The organism is Bradyrhizobium sp. GCM10028915 (genome assembly GCF_042666195.1).
Classification (GTDB): domain Bacteria; phylum Pseudomonadota; class Alphaproteobacteria; order Rhizobiales; family Xanthobacteraceae; genus Bradyrhizobium; species Bradyrhizobium canariense_D.
In genome coordinates this window covers 667,657-687,584 of record NZ_JBHTFN010000065.1, presented here as the reverse complement: position 1 = coordinate 687,584, position 19,928 = coordinate 667,657, and the positions used below count along the sequence as shown (strand labels likewise).

At 64.0% G+C, this 19,928-nt stretch carries 20 protein-coding genes; 8 read left to right on the top strand and 12 right to left on the bottom strand.

Annotation, left to right across the window (positions count from 1 at the left end; all coding sequences use genetic code 11):
* Window positions 1–205 precede the first annotated feature (205 nt).
* The gene (locus tag ACFQX9_RS32940; RefSeq protein WP_018456026.1) at window positions 206–1,378 is read left to right on the top strand and encodes an ABC transporter substrate-binding protein; all 1,173 of its coding nucleotides are present in this window, start codon (window positions 206–208) and stop codon (window positions 1,376–1,378) included.
* Between the two features lie 159 nt (window positions 1,379–1,537).
* Here the strand turns inward: ACFQX9_RS32940 and ACFQX9_RS32935 are convergent, their stop codons facing one another.
* The 9 genes from ACFQX9_RS32935 to ACFQX9_RS32895 form a co-directional block, all read right to left on the bottom strand.
* Window positions 1,538–3,409: a bifunctional sugar phosphate isomerase/epimerase/4-hydroxyphenylpyruvate dioxygenase family protein gene (locus ACFQX9_RS32935; RefSeq protein ID WP_377791565.1), complete on the bottom strand. Its 1,872-nt coding sequence runs from the start codon at window positions 3,407–3,409 to the stop codon at window positions 1,538–1,540.
* A complete protein-coding gene (locus tag ACFQX9_RS32930) occupies window positions 3,406–4,143 on the bottom strand; it encodes an ABC transporter ATP-binding protein (RefSeq protein WP_085349659.1) in 738 nt (245 codons plus the stop codon). Before ACFQX9_RS32930 ends, ACFQX9_RS32935 begins: the two co-directional genes overlap by 4 nt.
* A gap of 10 nt (window positions 4,144–4,153) precedes the next feature.
* Window positions 4,154–4,897, bottom strand: coding sequence for an ABC transporter ATP-binding protein (locus ACFQX9_RS32925; RefSeq protein ID WP_085357710.1), 744 nt, complete (start codon window positions 4,895–4,897; stop codon window positions 4,154–4,156).
* Window positions 4,894–5,892 (bottom strand): branched-chain amino acid ABC transporter permease, encoded by a 999-nt coding sequence (locus ACFQX9_RS32920; protein ID WP_377791564.1) that lies wholly within the window; start codon window positions 5,890–5,892, stop codon window positions 4,894–4,896. Before ACFQX9_RS32920 ends, ACFQX9_RS32925 begins: the two co-directional genes overlap by 4 nt.
* Window positions 5,889–6,764 (bottom strand): branched-chain amino acid ABC transporter permease, encoded by an 876-nt coding sequence (locus tag ACFQX9_RS32915; RefSeq protein ID WP_377791563.1) that lies wholly within the window; start codon window positions 6,762–6,764, stop codon window positions 5,889–5,891. Before ACFQX9_RS32915 ends, ACFQX9_RS32920 begins: the two co-directional genes overlap by 4 nt.
* A 164-nt stretch (window positions 6,765–6,928) precedes the next feature.
* Window positions 6,929–8,059, bottom strand: a complete 1,131-nt coding sequence (locus ACFQX9_RS32910; RefSeq protein WP_018456033.1) for an ABC transporter substrate-binding protein — start codon at window positions 8,057–8,059, stop codon at window positions 6,929–6,931.
* Between the two features lie 55 nt (window positions 8,060–8,114).
* The gene (locus tag ACFQX9_RS32905) at window positions 8,115–8,993 is read right to left on the bottom strand and encodes a shikimate dehydrogenase (RefSeq protein WP_018456034.1); all 879 of its coding nucleotides are present in this window, start codon (window positions 8,991–8,993) and stop codon (window positions 8,115–8,117) included.
* A gap of 143 nt (window positions 8,994–9,136) precedes the next feature.
* Window positions 9,137–10,075 (bottom strand): LysR family transcriptional regulator, encoded by a 939-nt coding sequence (locus tag ACFQX9_RS32900; RefSeq protein WP_018456035.1) that lies wholly within the window; start codon window positions 10,073–10,075, stop codon window positions 9,137–9,139.
* Between the two features lie 332 nt (window positions 10,076–10,407).
* Complete coding sequence (locus ACFQX9_RS32895; protein WP_018456036.1) at window positions 10,408–10,584, bottom strand: hypothetical protein; 177 nt, start codon at window positions 10,582–10,584, stop codon at window positions 10,408–10,410.
* A gap of 167 nt (window positions 10,585–10,751) precedes the next feature.
* Here ACFQX9_RS32895 and ACFQX9_RS32890 point away from each other — a divergent pair, with 167 nt between their 5' ends.
* The 7 genes from ACFQX9_RS32890 to ACFQX9_RS32860 all read left to right on the top strand — a co-directional run bounded on the left by ACFQX9_RS32890 (window position 10,752) and on the right by ACFQX9_RS32860 (window position 16,077).
* The gene (locus ACFQX9_RS32890) at window positions 10,752–11,480 is read left to right on the top strand and encodes a LuxR family transcriptional regulator (protein ID WP_018456037.1); all 729 of its coding nucleotides are present in this window, start codon (window positions 10,752–10,754) and stop codon (window positions 11,478–11,480) included.
* 83 nt (window positions 11,481–11,563) lie between these two features.
* Complete coding sequence (locus tag ACFQX9_RS32885; protein WP_018456038.1) at window positions 11,564–12,223, top strand: acyl-homoserine-lactone synthase; 660 nt, start codon at window positions 11,564–11,566, stop codon at window positions 12,221–12,223.
* 1 nt (window position 12,224) lies between these two features.
* The gene (locus tag ACFQX9_RS32880) at window positions 12,225–12,443 is read left to right on the top strand and encodes a hypothetical protein (RefSeq protein ID WP_377791562.1); all 219 of its coding nucleotides are present in this window, start codon (window positions 12,225–12,227) and stop codon (window positions 12,441–12,443) included.
* Window positions 12,444–12,752: 309 nt separating this feature from the next.
* On the top strand, window positions 12,753–13,670 hold the full coding sequence (locus tag ACFQX9_RS32875; protein WP_007615745.1) for a branched-chain amino acid ABC transporter permease: 918 nt from the start codon (window positions 12,753–12,755) through the stop codon (window positions 13,668–13,670).
* Window positions 13,667–14,611, top strand: a complete 945-nt coding sequence (locus ACFQX9_RS32870; RefSeq protein ID WP_018456041.1) for a branched-chain amino acid ABC transporter permease — start codon at window positions 13,667–13,669, stop codon at window positions 14,609–14,611. The genes ACFQX9_RS32875 and ACFQX9_RS32870 overlap by 4 nt, the downstream gene beginning before the upstream one ends.
* Window positions 14,604–15,371, top strand: a complete 768-nt coding sequence (locus ACFQX9_RS32865) for an ABC transporter ATP-binding protein (RefSeq protein ID WP_018456042.1) — start codon at window positions 14,604–14,606, stop codon at window positions 15,369–15,371. The genes ACFQX9_RS32870 and ACFQX9_RS32865 overlap by 8 nt, the downstream gene beginning before the upstream one ends.
* Window positions 15,364–16,077, top strand: coding sequence for an ABC transporter ATP-binding protein (locus tag ACFQX9_RS32860; RefSeq protein WP_204513149.1), 714 nt, complete (start codon window positions 15,364–15,366; stop codon window positions 16,075–16,077). Before ACFQX9_RS32865 ends, ACFQX9_RS32860 begins: the two co-directional genes overlap by 8 nt.
* Before the next feature lie 166 nt (window positions 16,078–16,243).
* On the opposite strand, the gene ACFQX9_RS32855 is transcribed toward ACFQX9_RS32860, so the two are convergent.
* The 3 genes from ACFQX9_RS32855 to ACFQX9_RS32845 form a co-directional block, all read right to left on the bottom strand.
* Window positions 16,244–16,609 carry a hypothetical protein gene (locus tag ACFQX9_RS32855; RefSeq protein WP_204513150.1) on the bottom strand — a complete coding sequence of 122 codons (366 nt, stop codon included), beginning with the start codon at window positions 16,607–16,609 and terminating at the stop codon, window positions 16,244–16,246.
* A gap of 293 nt (window positions 16,610–16,902) precedes the next feature.
* The gene (locus tag ACFQX9_RS32850; RefSeq protein WP_204513151.1) at window positions 16,903–18,339 is read right to left on the bottom strand and encodes a glutamine synthetase family protein; all 1,437 of its coding nucleotides are present in this window, start codon (window positions 18,337–18,339) and stop codon (window positions 16,903–16,905) included.
* Window positions 18,340–18,532: 193 nt separating this feature from the next.
* Window positions 18,533–19,891, bottom strand: coding sequence for a Rieske 2Fe-2S domain-containing protein (locus ACFQX9_RS32845; protein WP_377791561.1), 1,359 nt, complete (start codon window positions 19,889–19,891; stop codon window positions 18,533–18,535).
* Between the last annotated feature and the right edge of the window lie 37 nt (window positions 19,892–19,928).

Below are 19,928 nucleotides of genomic sequence, written 5' to 3'. Positions count from 1 at the left end.
CGGGTGTATCGCGCCCGCGAGAAAGCGCCGCAGCCTTAGCCGAAGTAAGTAGAATTATATTTCTTGCTATCGCCATTCGGGGCGAAATATGGTGCAGGGCGGGCGCTGAACCATTGGCGGCGCGACAGATTTTGCGTTCAATAGAGATGACCCCGGGGCGGCAATCACCCTGCTTCCGGGCATAATAATATGGAGGGGAGTGGTTATGAGGACGGCATTCTGGCTGGCGGGCGCAGCGGCGCTGGTGCTGGCAGGCCCGGCATCCGCCGGCGACACCATCAAGATCGGCTTCGTTTCGACCTTCAGCGGCCCGACCGCCGTGATCGGCAACGACATGCGCAACTCGTTCGAGCTCGCGCTGGATCACATCGGCCGCAAGATGGACGGCAAGCCGGTCGAGGTGATTTACGAGGACGACGGGCAGAAGCCCGACGTCGGCAAGCAGAAGACCGAGAAGCTGGTGCAGTCCGACAAGGTCGACTTCATCGTCGGCTACATCTGGTCGAACGTGCTGCTGGCCTCGCTCAAGACCGCGGTGGACTCGCAGACCTTCCTGATCTCGGCCAATGCCGGTCCGTCGCAGCTCGCGGGCGAGCTCTGCTCGCCTTACGTGTTCTCGACCTCCTGGCAGAACGACCAGACGCCGGCCGCCATGGGCCTCTACATGAACCAGAAGGGCGTCAAGAGCGTGTTCCTGATCGGCCCGAACTACGCCGCCGGCAAGGACATGCTGGCGGGCGTGAAGAGCACGTTCAAGGGCGAGGTCAAGGGCGAGGAATACACGGTCTGGCCGAGCCAGCTCGACTTCTCCGCCGAGCTCTCCAAGGCCCGGGCCTCGGGTGCCGAGTCGATCTTCGTGTTCTATCCCGGTGCAGCCGGCGTGCAGTTCCTCAACCAATATGCGCAGGCCGGGCTGAAGAGCACGATGCCGCTCTACACGGCTTTCACCGTCGACGAGCTGTCGCTGCCGCTGCAAAAGGAGAACGCGCTCGGGGTGCCCGGTGCGCAGGAATGGGTGAATGATCTGCCCAACGAGCAGAACAAGCGCTTCGTCGCCGACTATCGCAAGAAGTACCCCGGGCTGCGTCCGACCTATTACGGCGCGCAAGCCTACGACGCGGCCCAGCTCATCAACAGCGCCGTGGTCGCGGTGAAGGGCGACACCAGCAAGAAGGACGCGATGAAGGCCGAGATGGAGAAGGCCAACTTCAAGTCGCTGCGCGGCCCGTTCAAGTACGGCAAGAACCACATCCCGGTGCAGAACTTCTACCTCCAGGACGTGGTCAAGGACGGCGAAGGCCAGCTCTCGCTGAAGACGGTCGCGACCATCGTCGAGAACGACCAGGATCGCTTCCACGACAAATGCGCGATGAAGTAGCCACAAGCACGATGCCCCTTCTCCCCTTGTGGCGCGAAGCGCCGGATGAGGGGTTTGTTTCCGCGTATTCAAAAGTAAGGTCTCGCGGAGAGAACCCCTCACCCGTCTCGCCGCTTTGCGGCAAGCCACCCTCTCCCACAAGGAGAGAGGGAAAGTAAGCTACACGCGCGGCATGCTCGCGGGCCGCACCTCGCGCGCTTGCGCGGCAAGCCTGATCCCGGCATTGGCCGCGCCGAAGCCCTGATAATCCCGCCGCTCCACGATCTCGAAGAAAAACCGCTCGTCGAAGATGTGGGTGTAGACCTGGAAAAACTCTCCGTCGCCCTCGCGGTCGTAGAGAATGTGGTTGGCGCGCAGCTGCCTCATCAGCTCGGGTGCGAGGTCGTATTTGGCTTCGACGTCGTCGTAGTAATTATCCGGGATATCCAGGAAATCCGCGCCGCGCTTGCGCATCTCCGCGACTGCCGCAAAGATATCCCGGCACGTAAATGCGACGTGCTGCACGCCCGAGCCGAAAAACTCCGAGATGAAGCGGGCCGGCAGCGTGCGGTTGGCGGATGAGCCGTTGAGCACGAAGCGCAGGCTCTGGTCGCCGTTGATGACGGCCTGGCTTTGCACGAGGCCCCTGGGATCGGCGATCTCCATCTGCGGCAGCCGCTTGAGGTCGAGGATGCCGGTGTAGAACAGCAGCCACGACAGCATCTCGTCATAGGGCATCGACTGCGCGATGTGATCGACGGCCAGCAGGGCGTCCGCGCGAGCGTCGCTCGGTACCTGTTCGAAATCCGTGTCCCAGTTCTTGCCGGCCTGGTCCAGGAAGTAAAGCAGGCTGCCGCCGACGCCGTGGATCGCGGGAATCTCGAGCTCGCCCGGCCCGACCGGCTGATAGAAGGTGCGCGCTTTCAGTGTTTCGGCGCGCTGCATAACGAGGCCGGCATTGTCGACATCGAGCGCGATGGCGCAGACGCCGGGGCCATGCGTCACGTAGTGCGAATGCGCAAAGCCGTCGGTCTCGGAGTTGACGACGAGCTCGACCTTGCCTTGCGACCAGCGCTCCACCGCCTTGCTGCGATGCTTGCCGGTCTTGCGGAAACCGAGCTGCGCGAGCAGGCGGGCGAGTTCGCCGGCCTTGGTCTCGTTGACGGCAAACTCGATGAATCCCGTGCCGCGACTTTTGGGCTTGGGCGCCAAGGGTTCGCCGATGAGCTTTGGCCAATCCGGTGCAAGCTGGTCCTCCAGCAGGATCAGCGAACGCAGGCCGTCGACCGCGGTCTGCACGGCCGAGCCGGCACGGAATTGGTCGTTGAAGATCTCCAGCGACAGCGGCCCGGCATAGCCGGTCGCCGCGATCGCCGCCATGAACTCGCCGACCGGCAGGTCGCCCTGGCCGGGGAAGGAGCGGAAGTGCCGGCTCCACGACAAGATGTCGAGCTCGAGCTTCGGCGCATCTGCAAGCTGGACCAGGAAGATCTTGTCGCCGGGGATCGAGGCCATCGCGCGGACCGGAAAGCCGGGGGCCAGTGCGTGAAAGCTGTCGAGGATGACACCGATCGCGGGGTGATCGGCGCGCCGCACGATCTCCCAGGCATCGCGGTAATCGTTGACGTGGCGTCCCCAGGCCAATGCCTCGTAGCCGACGCGCAAAGACCGTTTGGCCGCGCGCTCGCCAAGCTCGCGAAAATCATCCGCGGCGCGGTCGATGCCGCCGAGCGCGGCCGGCGACACGTTGGAGCAGATCAGCAGCAGATCGGTGCCGAGCTCCTGCATCAGGTCGAACTTGCGTTCGGCGCGGGCAAAGTTTCGCGAACGCTGCGGCTCCGGCATGCCTTCGAAATCGCGGAACGGCTGAAACGCACAGATCTCGAGATTGAGGTCCCCGCAGAGCTTTGCGATGTCGCGCGGACCTGCGCCGAACGACAGCAGATCGTTCTCGAAAATCTCGACCGCGTCGAATCCGGCGGATGCGATGGCGCGGAGCTTTTCGTCGAGAGCGCCGGAGAGTGAGACCGTTGCGATCGAGCGTTTGGTCATGCTGCATTGTCCTCCATCGCGCCGCCGAGGAACAATTGTCCGATGCGGGGATCATTCAAAATGCGCTCCGCCTTGTCGACCATGCGGGTCTGGCCGAGCTCGAGCACGATCCCGATGTCGGAAATCTCCAGCGCCGAGCGGGCGTTCTGCTCGATCATCAGAATGGTGACACCGCGGTCGCGCAAGCTCTTCAGGATGTCGAAAGTCTGCTGCACCATCAGTGGCGACAGGCCGATTGAGGGCTCGTCGATCAGAACGAGCTTCGGTTCGAGCAGCAGCGAGCGGGCGATTTCGAGCTGTTTCTGCTCGCCGCCGGATAGCGTGGAGGCCTGCTGCGTCGATTTCCGCCGCAGCGCCGGGAACAGGTCGAGCGCGGCCTCGATCCGGCTCTGCAGGTCGATGCCCTTGCCCGCCGAAACGCCGCCGAGCTCGATATTGTGGCGCACCGACAGCTCGGGAAAGATGTTGCGGCCCTGCGGCACGTAGCAGATGCCGGCATTGAGCAGCGCGCGCTGGCTCAAATGGGTGACGTCGCGGCCGGCGAAGTTGATCTTGCCCTCACGCAGCTTGAGCAGGCCGAAGATCGCCTTGAACACGGTGGACTTGCCGGCGCCGTTCGGGCCGATGATGGTGGTGATGGTGGCCTGCGGCACGGCGAAGGTGGTGCCGTTCAGGATCGTCATCTTGCCGTAGCCGCCGACGAGATTGTGAACCGAGAGGATCGGATCGCTCATGGCTGGTTCCTCAATGTCCGAGATAGGCTTCGATCACGGCGGGGTTCTTTCGCACCTCGTCCGGTCGTCCCATCGCCAGCACCTTGCCCTCCGCCATCACCATCACGCGCGAGCACAGCGACATCACGAATTCCATGTTGTGCTCGATCACGACGAAGGTGGCGTTCTTCTCGCGGTTGATCGCGACCAGCCGCTCCTTCAGGTCCGTCAACATCGACGGGTTGACGCCGCCGGCGGGCTCGTCGAGCAGCACCAGCCGCGGTCCGCCCATGAAGGCCATGGCGGCGTCGAGCAGCTTTTGCTGGCCATAGGAGAGCCCGCCGGCGGGCTCGTCGGCGAGATGATCGAGCTTGAAAAAGCCGATCATCTGGTCGGCGGCCTCCGTCAGTCCGGCATCGGAGCGGCCGACCAGGCGCGAGGCCATGCTGCCCTGGTGCTCCTGTCCCGCGAGGATCAGGTTCTCGCGCACCGAGAGTTTGGGGAACACTTGCAGGAGCTGGAAGGTGCGGCTGACCCCGAGCTTGTTGAGCTCGGCGGGTCGCAAGCCCGTGACGACCTTGCCGTCGAGCTTGACCTCGCCGCCGCTCGGCGTGAGCTGGCCGAGAATGCAGTTGAACAGGGTCGACTTGCCGCAGCCGTTCGGGCCGATCAGGCCGAGGATCTCGCCCTCGCGGACGTCGAAAGAGACGCCGCCGACGGCGCTGATGCCGCCAAAATTCTTCTTGATGTCGGTGACTTCGAGGACCGCGCTCATTGCGCTGTCTCCAGCCGGGACTTTGCGACGGCGCGCTGGGCGGAGGCCGCCTTGGTGCGGCGTTCGGCGAGATAGCGGTCGAGGATTCCCAAAATGCCGGTCGGCGACCAGATCAGCAGCCCCATCACCGCGATCGCGTAGAGCATCAGATAATAGCCCTCGGTGAAGCGCAGCCACTCCGGCAACAGCACCGCGATCATCGCGCCGAGGAACGGACCCAGGAAGGATCCGGCGCCGCCGACGATCACCATCATCAGGAGGTCGAGCGAGAGCGACAGGTTGAACGGCACGGGATCGATATATTGCGTCAGCGGGGCATAGAGCGCGCCCGCGACGCCGCCGAGCGCCGAGCCGATCGCGAACGCCATCAGCGTATAGCGCCGCGTGTCGACGCCCAGCGACTGCGCCCGCAGCGGGTTTTCGCGCAGCGCCATGAAGGCGCGGCCCCAGGGCGAGCGGATCAGCCACCACACCGCGAGCGACACGATCGCGAGCGAGCCGAGACAGACATAGTAGAACGGGAGCGGCTTGTTGGTCGCGATGCCGAGAATGTGCGGACGCGGAATATTGGAGATGCCGTAGATGCCGCCGGTGAGCCAGCTCTCGTTGCGAAATACCAGGAAGGCCAGCGTGGAGAAGGCGAGCGTGACGAAGGCGAGGTAGTGATGCTGCACTCGCAGCGCGGGATAGCCGAGCACCCAGCCGACCGCGAAGCTCAAGCCGATCGCGACGACGATCGCCGCCGGCAGCGGCCAGCCATGCGTGGTCATGATCGCCGCGGCGTAAGCGCCGATGCCGACGAAGGCGCCCTGCGCCAGCGAGACCTGGCCGGCATAACCGAGCGTGAGGTTGAGGCCCATTGCGGCGATGGCCATCACCGCCCACTGGCTCAGGATGAACAGGCCATAGCGGTTGAAGTTCATGGGGACAACGATCAGCGCAGCGACCACGATGAGGCCGAACGCGATCTTGAGAGGTTTGGCGAAGCCGCTCATACGGTGCGCTCCTCGGCACGGCCGAGCAAGCCCTGCGGTCGGAACAGGATGACGGCGATCAGGAAGATCATAGGCACGGCGGCGCGGTACTGCGTTGAAACATAGGCGGCCGCGAGATTGTCGAGCACGCCGATCAGGAGGCCGCCTGCGATCGCGCCGCGCACCTGGTTGAACCCGCCGACGATCGCGGCGATGAAGGCGGCCTGGCCCAGTACCTCGCCCGACGTGAATTTCGCGAGGTAGATCGGCGTGATCAACAGCGAGGCGAGAGCGACCAGGAACGCGTTGATCAGGAAAGTCAGGAGAATCATGCGCTCGACCGGGATGCCGATGATGCGCGCCACCGTCGGGTTCTGCGCCGCCGCCTGCATCTGGTGGCCGAGCGAGGTGCGGTTGAGAAGCGCGGTCAAGCCGAAGACGGCAAGGATGGCGAGGCCGAGGACGCCGATGCTTTGCAGCGAGACGGCATGGCCGAGGATGGAGACGTCGCCGGTCGGCACGATCGAGGGGAAGGGTGAGGCTTCGGCGCTGAAGAACTGCTTTACGGCCTCCTTGAGGCCGATGGCGAGCGCCATGGTCGCGATCGCGAGCGGCAGCACGCCGTGGCGCATCATCGGATCCACCAGCAGCATCTTGAAGGCGAGGCCGAGCAGGAGCATCGAGAGCAGGATGCCAAGGATGATCGCGAGCCAGAACGGCGCGCCGGCATGCATCGCCGCCAGCATCAGGAACGCCGGCAGCATCACGAACTCGCCCTGCGCGAAATTGATGGTCTGCGAAGTCTGCCACAGCAGCGTGAAGCCGACCGCGACTAGCGCATAGATCGCGCCGGTGGCAAGTCCAGCGACCAGAAGATCGAACAGATTGGACATTTTCCCCTCCCTCCACCCCCTCTCCCTGCTTGAGGGGAGAGGGTTCGGGTGAGGGGGAGTCTCCGCGAGGACGGGGGCAGTTGGACTCGCGGAAGCTCCCCCTCACCCGGAATTTGCTGCGCAAATTCCGGCCTCTCCCCGCACGCGGGGAGAGGCGAACCGCCTCACTTCACCTTCGGCAGCACCTGTTTCACGACCTGCTTGCCTTCGACCACCTCGACCAGAAAGCTCTGGCGGTCGATGTCGCCGGTCTCGCTGAAGGTGACGTCCATCAAGATGCCCGGCTCGTCGGCGGCCTTGATGGTCAGGCCATGCAGGGTGTCGGCGAACGCCTTGGAATCGACCTTGCCCATCTTGTCGGTGGTGGCCTTCACCATGTAGACCGCGAGATAGCCTTTCAGCCCGTTATGGTCGGGCACGTAATTGTACTTCTTCGCGAACTTGTCGCGAAACGCCTTGATCAGGTCGACCGGCGCGTCGGTGGTGAGACCGACATGGCCGCGCGCGCCGTTGGCGGCATCGCCCGCAAGCTCGATCACCTTCTGGCCGATCAGCGTGGTCTCGCCCATCAGCGGTGCGGTGACGCCCTGGCGCTTCAGCTCCTTGAGGATGCGTGCGCTCTCTTCCTCGTTCAAATAGACGAATACGGCGTCGGGATTGGCGGCCTTGATCTTGCCGACGTCGGCGGCGAAATCGGCCTGGCCCGCCTCGGTGGAGAGATCGGCGACGACCTTGGAGCCGAGACGGTCGAGCTCCTTGACGACGACATCGCGGCCGCCGCGGCCAAAGTCATTGTTGACCCAGACCACGGCGACCGACTTCGCCTTCATGTCGTCGTGAATGTATTTGGCGACCTTCGGCATCGAGGATTGCTGGCCGAACGAGGTGCGGAACAGGAATTTGTTTCCGCCTTGCGTCAGCTCGGCGGCTTCGCCACCCATGATCTGCGCGATGCCGGCTTCGGCCGCCAGCGGCGCGGTCACCTTCACCGAGCCGGAATAGCCGGGTCCGAGCAGCACATAGGGCTCGGCGTCGAGCGCCTTCTGCACCTGCGCGCGCGCGACGCCCGGGTTGGATTGCGAATCCGCATGAGTGACTTCGAGCTTGCGGCCGAGCACGCCGCCCTTGGCGTTGATCTCCTCGATCGCGAGGTCGATGCCGTTCTTCCAGTTGGTGCCGACGGTGGCGCCGCCCCCGGAAAGCTCGGCGACGTCGGCGAGCTTGATCGCCTGGGCGTGCACGCTGGTTGCAGTCGCGAAGGCAAGCAGGGCGCCCGCCAGCAAAGTCGATTTCATGGTTTCTCCTCCTGTTTCGTGATGGTGTCCGCGGCCTTGTGTCCGGCCGTTTCGGTTACGCTGCGTGATAGGCCGAGCTTCGTGCCGCCATCACCTCGTCGAATGCCTCTCCCATGATCTCGGTGGATGGGGCAAGGCCAGTGAACAGTTCGAAAGCGTCGGCGGCCTGGTAGATCGCAAGCTCCCGTCCGGTCATGATCCGCGCGCCCTTGGCTTGGGCAGCCGCCAGCAGCGGCGTGATCAGCGGCGAATAGACGGCGTCGGCGACCCACAGGTTTTGACGTAGCAGCGTCGGCGCGACCGGCGTTTCCCGGTTCGGCAGCATGCCGACCGGCGTGCCGTTGACGAGGCCCGTTGCGCCGTCGAGCGCGGCCTCGACGCTTGCGGCGACCCTGGCGCCACCCTGTTTGTCGAGCAGCGCGGCGAGTTTTTCGGCGCGTGCCGGCTCGCTGTCGAAGATACGGATGTCGGTCACGTCAAGGCTCGCCAGGGCAAACGCGATCGCCTTGCCGACGCCGCCGGTGCCGATCACGGCGACTGCGTTTCCAGAGGCCGCCAGCAGCGGCGCGACGGCGCGCGCAAAGCCCGTCGTGTCGGTGTTGTGGCCGATCAGCCGGCCGTTCCTGACGACGACGGTGTTGACCGCCCCCATGGCGGCGGCACCCGGTGCCAGTTCATCGAGCAGCGGGACCACCGCCTCCTTGTAGGGAAAAGTGACGTTGACGCCGGCAAAGCCGAGCCGCCGCACGCCCTCGAGCATCATGCGGAGCCCGCCCGCGTCGGCGCCGGCGACCTCGATGAGCTGGTAATGGCCGCGCAGCCCAAGCCCCTCCGCGGCGCGCTCATGCATGGCAGGGGAGGCAGAATGCGCGATGGGTGCGCCGATCAGGCCGGTCAGGAGCTTTTTGGGTGCGGCGGGTCCGCGCTTTGACATGGTTCGCTATCGTCTCGTTGGGAGCGTTTGATCCCGGCCTTTAGCGGGGAGATCCGCCCAATTCCAAGGGGCTTCCCCCAGGAACGATAGCCTTTCCTCGGCCTAACACAATTACCCTTTTGTCCTGCAAACCTAACATAATGTTATCTCTTCCGCGCCCGTGGCGGCGCGGCCCTGCCTTTGCCCCGCGACGGCTCGACCGCGCGCATCTCCGCGCGCAGGGACTCGATGAAATACTCGACATGAAGCGACAGCGGCGCGCCGCGCTTCACCGCGATATAGGTGTCGAATCGCGTCGGCTCGGTGATCTTGATCAGCTCGATGCCGGGATAGCCCCCATGGGCCACCGTGAACTGGTCGATGATGGCGATGCCGAGCCCCGCCTTCACCAGCGCGCAGACCGTGGTGCCGAAGCGGGCGCGGATGGTGATGTTGTACTCGAGGCGGTGGCGCGCGAAGATCTCGGCCATGATCCGCCCGTAGGGATCATTGGGATCGATGCCGATCAGCGGATAGCGCGTGATCTCGGCGGCGGAGACCTGCTTGCGGCCGGCGAGCTCGTGGCCCGGCGGCACGATGCAATAGAGCTCGCCCGAGGCGAGCGGCATGAAGTCGAGCCCGGAATGCTCCAGGCGATAGCTCATCGCCACGCACTCGCCGCGGCCGAGCATGAGATAGTCGATGGCTTCCTCGAGCTTGAGGATGTTGATGTCGATGCCCAAATCCGGATAGCGCCGCCGGACCCGCTCGATCGCGCGCGGCACCATGACTTGCGAAATGCTCGGCACCGAGCCGATGCGCAATTCCGACAATCCGCCGCGCCCGATCTTGGAGATGATCTCGGAGAGGTCGTCGACCTTCTTGTAGACGCCGTTGATCTGCTCGAAGATGTTCTCGGCTTCCGGCGTCGGGAAATAGCGGCCGTTCTGGCGCTGGAAGAAGCGGATGCCGAGCGAGCGCTCGGTATATTTCACCAGGCGGCTGATGCCCGGCGCCGAAACGTTCAGCAGCTTCGCCGCGCCGCCGATCGTGCCCGTCACCATCACGGCACGGATCACTTCAACCTGGCGCAGCGTCATCATGTCCTGGGCATCCGAAGGTAATCGTGGTCGGCGCTGCCTTTCCCTCTTCCCTTGTGGGAGAGGGCGGATCGCCGCGATAGCGCGAGACGGGTGAGGGGTTCTCTCCCCGCACGAGCCTCGCGCATTTGAACGCGTGGAAACAACCCCTCATCCGGCGCCATAGCCGATGCGCAGCGTCGGCGTTTTGTTTTAAGAACGGCGGCCGAAGGCCGCCTATGCCACTTCTCCCACAAGGGGAGAAGGAAGGAAACATTCGCGTTCGGTTGTTCGGTTCACATCAGAGGAAGGCATGGCGCCGAACGGACCGTTCGTGCGCTCACAGCAATTGCGTGCTAGCTCGCCGGTCCGTCCGGCGTGGCGCTCTCTGCCGGCTTGCTGCGCTCGCTTTGCAGCACCCCGCGTGCGAACTCGATGATCTTCTGCTTGTTTGCCGTTTCGCGGACGGCGAAAAATACGCGGTTGAGTTCCAGGCCGAGCACGCTGTTGAGGGCGATGTCCTCGTCTTCCATCGTGGTTTCCCCGCTTCAGACATTGTAGGTGTATCTTGACGTCCCTTCTTCCACAAGTAGATTAAGCCTTCGGGGTCAATGGGATACCGGGAAACTACGGAATCCGTGAATTGAGGCAGTGCCCAAAGACGTGCTATATCGCACAGCGAGGGTCAGGAAACGCACCGATGTCCGCCGTGGATTATGGCCGGGAAGCGCTCGACTTCATCGAGGGGCTTGGGGCCTATCGCAAGGTGCCCGACGCCATGAATGCGCTCGAATCGGCCTTTGGTCGCTTCGGTTTTGAAACCATCATCGTGACGGGGTTGCCCAATCCCGACCAACAGTTTGCACAGATGGTGCTCGCCAAGCGCTGGCCGGCGGGATGGTTTGGTCTCTACACTGAAAATAACTACGACCGTTTCGACCCGGTGGTGCGGTTGTGCCGCCAGTCAGTCAACCCGTTCGAATGGTCGGAAGCACCCTATGATGCGGAGCTCGAGCCGAACGCGGCCGAGGTGATGAACCGCGCCACCGATTTTCGCATGACGCGCGGCTTCATTGTGCCGATCCACGGACTCACCGGCTACGAGGCCGCGGTGTCGCTCGGGGGCGTCCATCTCGACCTCAATCCCCGCAGCAAGCCGGCACTGCACCTGATGGCGATGTATGGCTTCGACCACATTCGCCGTCTGCTCGATCCAGCGCCGTATCCCTCGGCACGCCTCACCCCGCGCGAGCGCGAGGTGATCGCCTGGGCCTCGCAGGGCAAATCGGCCTGGGAAATCGGCGAGATCCTGCACATCACGCAGCGCACCGCCGAAGAGCATCTTGCAACCGCCGGGCGCAAGCTCGGAGCCGTCAACCGTACGCATGCGGTAGCACTGGCGATTCGCAACAAGATCATCAATCCCTAAGCGACGTACTGGGAAATTTCCCAATATCGAACCATCCTCTTTTCGCAGAGGGTGCCCTCCATTGAGGATGAATGGGGGTTTTCATGATTCACGCCATTTCTGCAGTAAATCGCCACCTTTACGAAGATGTACTCGATCAGCATTTTCGGCTGCGGCACGACATCTTCGTCGAAGAGCGGCGCTGGGAGACGCTGCGCAGGCCGGATTGCCGCGAAATCGATTCCTATGACGACGAGGACACGGTTTATCTGCTTGCGCTGGAGGGACGCCGCGTCATCGGCGGTCACCGGCTCTACCCGACCACCAAGCCTTCGATGATGAGCGAGGTCTTTCCCCATCTGGCAGCGGTGCGCGGCTACCCGGTGGATCCTCTGGTCTGGGAATGGTCGCGCTACTTCGTCGTGCGCGATCGCCGCGACGGCGCGCTCAACCTGCAACTGATGGCGGCCGTGCAGGAGTTCTGCCTCGGTCAGGGGATCGCGCAGGTCAGCGCGATCATGGAAACCTGGTGGTTGCCGCGCTTTCATGAGGCCGGCTTCGTCGTGACCCCGCTCGGTCTGCCGGCACTGGTGGAGAACGCATGGACCATGGCGGCGACCATCGACATTCTCCGCGAGACGCTCGATGCCCTGCATGATCGCATCGGCGTGCCTTCCATCGTCCAACAGGACGGTCCGCGTATCAATTGCATCGCCCTTGCCAACCTCTGCGGCCTCGCTGCCGCGCAACGAAAGAGCGCCTGAGATGTCGAACATGATGCGGGACAGCCAGATCATGGCGCAGATCAAGGACGAAAATCTGGGCTACATGTCCGACATGGCGCTCGAACTCGCGCAGATGGCGGAAGACACCGGAATGGCGACGCTCGCCTATCTGTTCCGGATGGCGGCGCTGGAGGCCTCGACGGCCAACAGCGTGCTTGCCGAGCCGGATGACCTTCGCCGGCAGATGACGTCGCACTAGGCGTCTCCATCCACACGTTGCGACGAATTCACACCCTCTCTCCCGCAACGGAGGGAGGGTGATCCGTTTGGGTGCGGCAGGTTGACCCATCCTGCGCGGCAGTCTTCTTGCAAGACCGATTGCAGGGCCAGGACCGATCGGATGCATCGGCATGCAACAAAGTGCATGTTGGGTGTCGAATCGCTCTTGCCTCGGAACGATACTGCCATTACCCATTTTTCCGCCTTGTCCAGGCAGGGGGAGCTCTTTCACTGATGGCGACCGTGTTCGAACATCGGCGCGAACCTGCGTGCGCCTGAAAGAGTTTTGATGCTGCTCGTCGTCGAACAGTTCTTGAACGGATTGCAGTTTGGCCTGCTGCTGTTCCTGCTCGCCGCCGGCCTGACGCTGGTGTTCGGGATCATGGATCTCGTCAACCTCGCGCACGGCTCGCTGTACATGATGGGCGCCTATTTCGCCGCGACCTTCGCAGCCTGGACCGGAAGCTTCCTGCTCGGTGCGCTATTGGCGCTCGGCGCGACGCTCGTGCTCGGCATCGTGCTCGAGATGACCGCGCTGCGGCATCTCTACGGACGAGACCATCTTGACCACGTGCTCGCGACCTTCGGCCTGATCCTGTTCTTCAACGAGGCCGTGCGGCTGATCTGGGGGCCGGCCGGCCTTGCGCTGCCGCTGCCGGCCTGGCTCACCGTGCCGGTGCCGATCCTGCCGGGCATTCACTATCCCGCTTATCGCCTCGCCATCATCGTCGTGGCGCTGCTGGTTGCGCTGCTGCTCTATCTCGGCGTGATGCGCACCCGCATCGGCATGCTGATCCGGGCCGGCGCCTCCAATCGCGAGATGATCGGTGCGCTCGGCATCAACATCAAGCTGCTCTACACCCTGGTGTTCGGTCTCGGTGCCGCGCTCGCGGGCCTTGCCGGCTTGATGCAGGCGCCGATCCTCACCGTGCAGATCGGCATGGGCGAGAACATTCTGATCCTCGCCTTCGTCATCATCGTGATCGGCGGTATCGGTTCGATCCGCGGCGCGTTCCTGGCCGCGATCTTCGTCGGCATGATCGACACCCTCGGCCGCGCCTTCCTGCCCAATCTGCTGCGGCAGGTGCTGAGCGGCGCCGCGGCCTCCACCGCCGCGCCCGCGCTGTCCTCCATGCTGATCTATCTGCTGATGGCGATCGTGCTGGTGGTGCGTCCGGAGGGGCTGTTTCCGGCCAACCGCCGATGAAGGCTTTCACTGTGAGCAAGGTCGTCACGGTCCTGCTGCTGACGGGTCTCGTGCTGCTGCCGCTCTATTCGCAAGCATCCGGCAACATCTTCATCCTGACGCTGCTCACCCGCATCGTCATCCTGGCCCTGGCGGCCGCGAGCCTCAACCTCATCATGGGTTTTGGCGGCATGATGAGTTTTGGCCACGCCGCCTATCTCGGCATCGGCGGCTATGCGGTCGGCATGCTGGCGCAGGAAGGCGTGGGCTCGGGCTTCATCCAGTTTCCGGTCGCGCTTGCGGCCTCCGCGCTTTATGCGTTGGTGATCGGCGCGCTGTCTTTGCGCACCCGCGGCGTCTATTTCATCATGATCACGCTGGCGTTCGCGCAGATGGCCTATTACGTCGCCTCGGGGCTGGCGCGTTATGGCGGCGATGACGGCCTCACCGTCTACAAGCGCAGCGACTTCTCCGGGCTGATTAATCTGTCGAACCGCACGCAATTCTATTATCTCTGCCTCGCCTGCCTGTTCGGCGTGGTCTTCCTGATCTGGCGCATCGTCAATTCGCGCTTTGGCCTCGTCCTGCAGGGCCTGCGCTCCAACGAGCAGCGCATGCAGGCGATCGGCTTTCCCTCGAAACGCTACCAGCTGGTCTGCTTCGTCATCTCGGGCATGATGTGCGGCCTCGCCGGCGCGCTGCTCGCCAACAACACCGATTTCGTCAGCCCGGCCGCGATGTACTGGACCCGTTCCGGCGACCTCATGGTGATGGTGATCCTCGGGGGCATGGGCACGCTGTTCGGTCCGGTCATCGGCGCGGTGGTGTATTTGTTGCTGGAAGAGTTCTTGTCGCAGCTCACCGAATACTGGGCGCTGATCATGGGTCCGCTGCTGCTGCTGATCGTGCTGTTCGGCCGCGGCGGCATCATGGGCCTGCTCGGGAGGCTCAATCGTGGCTGAGCCGCTGCTCCGCGTCGACAGGCTGGTGCGCCGCTTCGGCGGCATCATTGCGACGGACAACGTCTCGCTCGACGTTGCGGCAGGCGAGCTGCACGCCATCATCGGCCCGAACGGCGCCGGCAAGACCACGCTGATCAGCCAGCTCACAGGGCATCTGGAGCCGCATTCCGGCAGCGTCTCGCTGGCGGGGCGCGACATCACCTATCTGCCGGCCTATCGCCGCTGCGCGCTGGGCCTGGCACGTTCTTTCCAGATCACCTCGCTGCTGCTCGATTTCACCGCCGCCGACAATGTCGCGCTCGCGGCGCAAGCGCATGCCGGCACCTCGTTCCGCTTCTTCGCCGATGCACGCAAGGAGAAGGGCCTGCGCGATGCCGCGCATGCCGCGCTCGATCGCGTCGGTCTCGTCCATCGTGCCGATGTCCTGGTGTCCAGGCTCAGCCATGGCGAGCGTCGCCAGATCGAGCTAGCGGTTGCGCTGGCAAGCAAGCCGAAACTTTTGCTGCTCGACGAGCCGATGGCGGGACTCGGCGTCACCGAATCCCAGCGCATGGTGCAGCTGCTCCAGGAGCTGCGCAAGGAGGTCTCGATCGTCCTGGTCGAACACGACATGCCGGCGGTGTTTGCGCTCGCCGACCGCATCTCCGTGCTGGTCTATGGCCGCGTCATCGCCTCCGGCGATCCGGCCGCGATTCGGGCGAACGAGGACGTCAAGCGCGCCTATCTCGGCGAGGCCCATGTGGTGACGCACCATGGATGACACGCTGCTCGAGGTCGACGGCATCGAGACCTGCTACGGCCTGTCCCAGGTGCTGTTCGGCTTGTCCCTGTCGGTCAAATCAGGCGAGATGGTCTCGCTGATGGGTCGCAACGGCATGGGCAAAACCACGACCATCCGATCCATCATGGGCCTGACGCCGGCGCGCGCCGGCAGCATCCGCTTTGCGGGCTCGGAAGTGCGGACGCAGCCGTCCTACAGGATCGCGCAACTCGGTGTCGGCCTCGTCCCCGAGGGGCGGCAGATCTTCCCGAACCTCACCGTGCGCGAAAACCTTGTCGCGGCAGCGGCCGATCGTTTCGGCAGCAGCAATCCCTGGACGCTGGCGGCGATCTACGTGATGTTTCCTCGCCTGGCCGAGCGCGCTTCCAATACGGGCAACCAGCTCTCCGGCGGCGAGCAGCAGATGCTCGCCATCGGCCGCGCGCTGATGACCAACCCGAAGCTGCTCATCCTGGATGAAGCGACCGAAGGCCTGGCGCCTCTGATCCGCGAAGAGATCTGGAGCTGCCTGTCGCTGCTCAAGAGCCGGGGACAGTCGATCCTGGTCGTCGACAAGAACGTCGACCACCTCGCCCGCATCTGCGACCGCCACACCATCATCGAGCGCGGCAAGACGGTATGGAGCGGCACCTCGGACGAGCTGTTGGCCGAGCCGGATCTGCAGCACAAATATCTAGGGATTTGAGGGTGAGGGCGCGATGCTGGGCGCCGCTCATACGTTATCGTCCTGGCGAAAGCCAGGACCCATAGCCACCGCATTCAGTTTGGCGAAGATTGGCGGTTAGCAGCCGCGTGCGACAACTTTTCCCTGGGGTAATGGGTCCTGGCTTTCGCCAGGACGACATTGGCAATCACCAGTAAATCCCGTGCCGATGCAGTTCGCGAATCACGCGGGCCTCGGTGGATGGCTGGCGACGTTTCGGCTTGGTCGTTTCTCTTGTGCTGGCAATCGGCGCGGCACTGGACTGAGTTGCGGCCGGAGCGATCGCGGTTGTCGTCGCAGTCGCTGCCGGAGACGTTGAAGCTGGGGCCGTGGTCGCCGTCTGGACATTCGTGGGTGCTGCCGCCGGAGCTTGTGGCGGCGTGGCTGCTGTCGTTCCCGGCTCGGCGGTCTGCTGGCTCGCATTTGTCGCCGCAAGGCTAAGGCTCCGTGGTCCGCCGGCATAGGCTTGGCTTGCCAGCAGCGACATTGCCGCGATCAGGATCAGCTTTCGCATGACACCCTCCGTTCGCTAGTCAATCGCTCTTACCTAAATCCGCTGGGCCTCTATCGCGACGAGCGACCCGCCCCGATCTCAATCAGAGTGGCGCGGCAGGACAGGCGATAGATCAAACTGAACAGATGACCCCACATGACCGAACTCCTTTGTTGATCACGGAGCAAATCTACTCCGCCCATTTTTCCGGCGGTTTTCGCGGGCCTTGGAAAATAGCTTCGTCGGGAGCGGTGAAATGTCGTCGGAACTGAGCGGACGAAGTCGCCTCACGGGGAGGTGAGGGCGTGTCTGGCTCAAAACACCTCGAAATATTCGCGGTGCTCCCAGTCGGTCACCTCGGACAGAAAGCGGTCGATCTCGGCATTCTTGATGTGGGTGTAATAATCGACGAACTCAGGCCCGAGCTTTTCGCGGAAGAACGGATCGTCCTTCAGCGCGCTGACCGCGTCGCGCAGCGATTTCGGCAACAGCGGCGCCTTGGTTTCGTAAGGCGTGTCGGCAGACGGGCCGGGATCGAGCTTGCGGTCGACCCCGTCGAGGCCGGAGAGGATCTGCGAGGCCATGTAGAGATAAGGATTGGCGGCGGGCTCGCCGATGCGGTTTTCCAGGCGCGTGGCGGCGTCGCCGGCGGCGCCGAGCACGCGGATCATCACGCCGCGATTGTCGCGGCCCCAGATCGCGCGGTCCGGCGCCAGCGAATAGGAGCGGTAGCGCTTGTAGCCATTGATGGTCGGGGTGGTGAACACGGTCGACGCGCGGGCGTGGTCGAGCAGGCCCGCAAGCCAGGCGCGGGCGAACGCGCTGAGCGGCTCGCCGCCGTCTTTGGCCATGAACTGGTTCTCGCCGGTCGCGCGCGAGACCACCGATTGGTGCAGATGCCAGCCGCTCGCGAACAGGTTCGGCAGCTTCGGCCGGCACATGAACGTGGCGTGATAGCCGTGGCGGTGTGCGATCTGCTTCACGGCAGAGCGAAACAGCACCATGTTGTCCGCGGGCTCAATGCCCTTCTTCGGGGCGAAGGTGAATTCGCACTGGCTCGGCCCGAACTCCACCTCGACCGAGCGCAAGGGCAGACCGAGCGCGACGATGTCACGCCGCAAGATCTCCAGCACCGGCTCCATCTGGTCGAAGCGCTGCTCGGTGAGGTATTGATAGCCGTGGCTGAGCAGGCTCACCGAAGGCGGTGTGCCGGGCTGGCCGGCATCCTCCGGGCGCATATGCGGATCGTCGAGCTTGAAGATGTGGAATTCGACCTCGAGGCCCGCCACGAAATCATGGCCGCGACTTGCGAGCTCGTCGAGCACTTTGCGATAGAGCCCGCGCGTCGCGAACGGCACGGGACGGCCGTCGTTGAAATAGAGGTCGCAGAGAACCCAACCCGTGGTTGGCGCCCATGGCAAAACGCGAAACGTCGTGGGATCGGCGACCATCAGCACGTCGGCCGCGCCCTCCATCTCCTTCATGCCGAAGCCGCCGCCTGACGTGAACACCGGAAACACCGTGCGGTGCGAGGTGTCCTTGGCGAGCATAGTGGTGGTGATGGAGCAGCCGCTCTCCAGCGAGGCGATCGCCTCGGAGGCGACGATGGTCTTGCCGCGCAAAATGCCGTGCTGGTCCGGGAAGGCGAGGCGGATGACCTCGAGATTCTTCTCGTCGACGATGCGCCGCACGCGCAATGCGGCGTCCTTCTGCTCATCCGACCACAGCGCATGACGCGCGACGAAAGTCACTTTGGCAGTTCCTTCTTGCTCGGCGAGAGTATAGCGCACACTGTCATCGTCCGCGAAGGCGGACGATCCAGTATTCCAGAGACGTCCGTGTGTCCACGAGAGGCCGCGGCGTACTGGATGCCCCGCTTTCGCGGAGCATGACAGCGGAGAATGTGGAGCCGCCGTCTCGCCTCGCTAGCGGCGAACTGCATTATCACTCCGCCGCCGTCAGGCGATGCACGTTGTCCGCGATCTCCTTCGGCACCGGCGCCGTCCACGGCGCGCTGCGGCGGCGCTTGACGTCGACCTCCATCCAGTAGATCTCCCAGCCTCGGGTCGGCCCGATGCCGTCCATGGTCGCCGGACCCTGGATCGAACGTGCGGTGGCCTCGTCGAGATGCAGCATCGGCTTCTCGCCGCCTGCGACCTTCTCGATCTCCTGCCGCAGCAGGCGCCGGTACTGCACGATCGCCTTGTCGCTCGTGCCGAGGTGCTCCCGGGTGCGGTCCTGGATCGCGCCCATCGATTCCACCGCCCACTGGTCGTGCACGTTGATGTCGGTGCCCATGCCGGTATAGGTCGCCGTCTGCTGCTCGTGCGGATCGAAGCCGTAATCGTTCGTCCCGTTCTTGCGCGATTTGTAATCCGGCAGCTCATAGAGCTCGAGCCGCTGGTCGCGCATCTTCTGCTTGTCCACGGGGTTCGAATAACTGGTGAAGATCGCGTACCAGTAGCAGTTCTCGTCGTCGACCGGCACGTGCCACTGTGTGATCGTCATCTCCGTGCTCATGGGGATGACGAAGCCGTGCGGAAAGAGCTGGTTGGTGACGCGCACATGGGTGCGCTCCTCGTCGATCTCGCGCAGTGCGATCAGCCGCAGGCCGTATTCGGTGTGCTCGACATTGATGATCGGGCGGTCGTATTCGCGCAAAATCTTCGTCATCGGCAAGTCGCTGCCTGCCGATGTGCCGCGGAACTGCTTGCCGTAGGCCGTCGAGGTGTCCTCGTCCTCGAAGAAGCGATGCAGATAGGAGGCGTGCGCGGGGTCGATGCCGACTTCGAGCGCCTGGAGCCAGTTGCAGGCCATATGGCCTTTGAACGCGAAGGTGTGCGTGCCGGGCGCGACGAAGCAGTCGAGCTCGGGAAATGCCGGCGGCTCGCCCTCGCCGAGATAAGCCCAGAGGATGCCGCTCTTCTCCACCACAGGGTAAGAGCGCTGACGGATGTTCTGGCAGAGCTTTGAGTCCTTCGGCTCCGCCGGCGTCTCGATGCATTGCCCGGTGGCGTCGAACAGCCAGCCATGGAAGGCGCAGCGCAGGCCGCCATGCTCGAGCCGTCCGAAGGCGAGATCGGCGCCGCGATGCGCACAGTGGCGATCGATCAGGCCGTAACGCCCCGTCTCGTCGCGGAACAGCACCAGGCTTTCGCCGAGCAATCTGATGGGACGGATCGGTCGATCGCCGTCGAGCTCGTCCACCAACGCCGCCGGCTGCCAGTAGCTTCGCATCAGCTTCCCGCAGGGGTCCTTCGCACCGGTGCGGGTGATCAGGTCGTTCTGCTCCTGGCTCATCATGGCGAGTGCATCCTTTATGGAGTCGATTGTTCGCCTA

Coding starts and splice junctions, on each gene's coding strand:
- ACFQX9_RS32940 (WP_018456026.1), top strand. CDS start 206: ATGAGGACGGCATTCTGGCTGGCGGGCGCAGCGGCGCTGGTGCTGGCA.
- ACFQX9_RS32935 (WP_377791565.1), bottom strand. CDS start 3,409: ATGACCAAACGCTCGATCGCAACGGTCTCACTCTCCGGCGCTCTCGAC.
- ACFQX9_RS32930 (WP_085349659.1), bottom strand. CDS start 4,143: ATGAGCGATCCGATCCTCTCGGTTCACAATCTCGTCGGCGGCTACGGC.
- ACFQX9_RS32925 (WP_085357710.1), bottom strand. CDS start 4,897: ATGAGCGCGGTCCTCGAAGTCACCGACATCAAGAAGAATTTTGGCGGC.
- ACFQX9_RS32920 (WP_377791564.1), bottom strand. CDS start 5,892: ATGAGCGGCTTCGCCAAACCTCTCAAGATCGCGTTCGGCCTCATCGTG.
- ACFQX9_RS32915 (WP_377791563.1), bottom strand. CDS start 6,764: ATGTCCAATCTGTTCGATCTTCTGGTCGCTGGACTTGCCACCGGCGCG.
- ACFQX9_RS32910 (WP_018456033.1), bottom strand. CDS start 8,059: ATGAAATCGACTTTGCTGGCGGGCGCCCTGCTTGCCTTCGCGACTGCA.
- ACFQX9_RS32905 (WP_018456034.1), bottom strand. CDS start 8,993: ATGTCAAAGCGCGGACCCGCCGCACCCAAAAAGCTCCTGACCGGCCTG.
- ACFQX9_RS32900 (WP_018456035.1), bottom strand. CDS start 10,075: ATGATGACGCTGCGCCAGGTTGAAGTGATCCGTGCCGTGATGGTGACG.
- ACFQX9_RS32895 (WP_018456036.1), bottom strand. CDS start 10,584: ATGGAAGACGAGGACATCGCCCTCAACAGCGTGCTCGGCCTGGAACTC.
- ACFQX9_RS32890 (WP_018456037.1), top strand. CDS start 10,752: ATGTCCGCCGTGGATTATGGCCGGGAAGCGCTCGACTTCATCGAGGGG.
- ACFQX9_RS32885 (WP_018456038.1), top strand. CDS start 11,564: ATGATTCACGCCATTTCTGCAGTAAATCGCCACCTTTACGAAGATGTA.
- ACFQX9_RS32880 (WP_377791562.1), top strand. CDS start 12,225: ATGTCGAACATGATGCGGGACAGCCAGATCATGGCGCAGATCAAGGAC.
- ACFQX9_RS32875 (WP_007615745.1), top strand. CDS start 12,753: ATGCTGCTCGTCGTCGAACAGTTCTTGAACGGATTGCAGTTTGGCCTG.
- ACFQX9_RS32870 (WP_018456041.1), top strand. CDS start 13,667: ATGAAGGCTTTCACTGTGAGCAAGGTCGTCACGGTCCTGCTGCTGACG.
- ACFQX9_RS32860 (WP_204513149.1), top strand. CDS start 15,364: ATGGATGACACGCTGCTCGAGGTCGACGGCATCGAGACCTGCTACGGC.
- ACFQX9_RS32855 (WP_204513150.1), bottom strand. CDS start 16,609: ATGCGAAAGCTGATCCTGATCGCGGCAATGTCGCTGCTGGCAAGCCAA.
- ACFQX9_RS32845 (WP_377791561.1), bottom strand. CDS start 19,891: ATGATGAGCCAGGAGCAGAACGACCTGATCACCCGCACCGGTGCGAAG.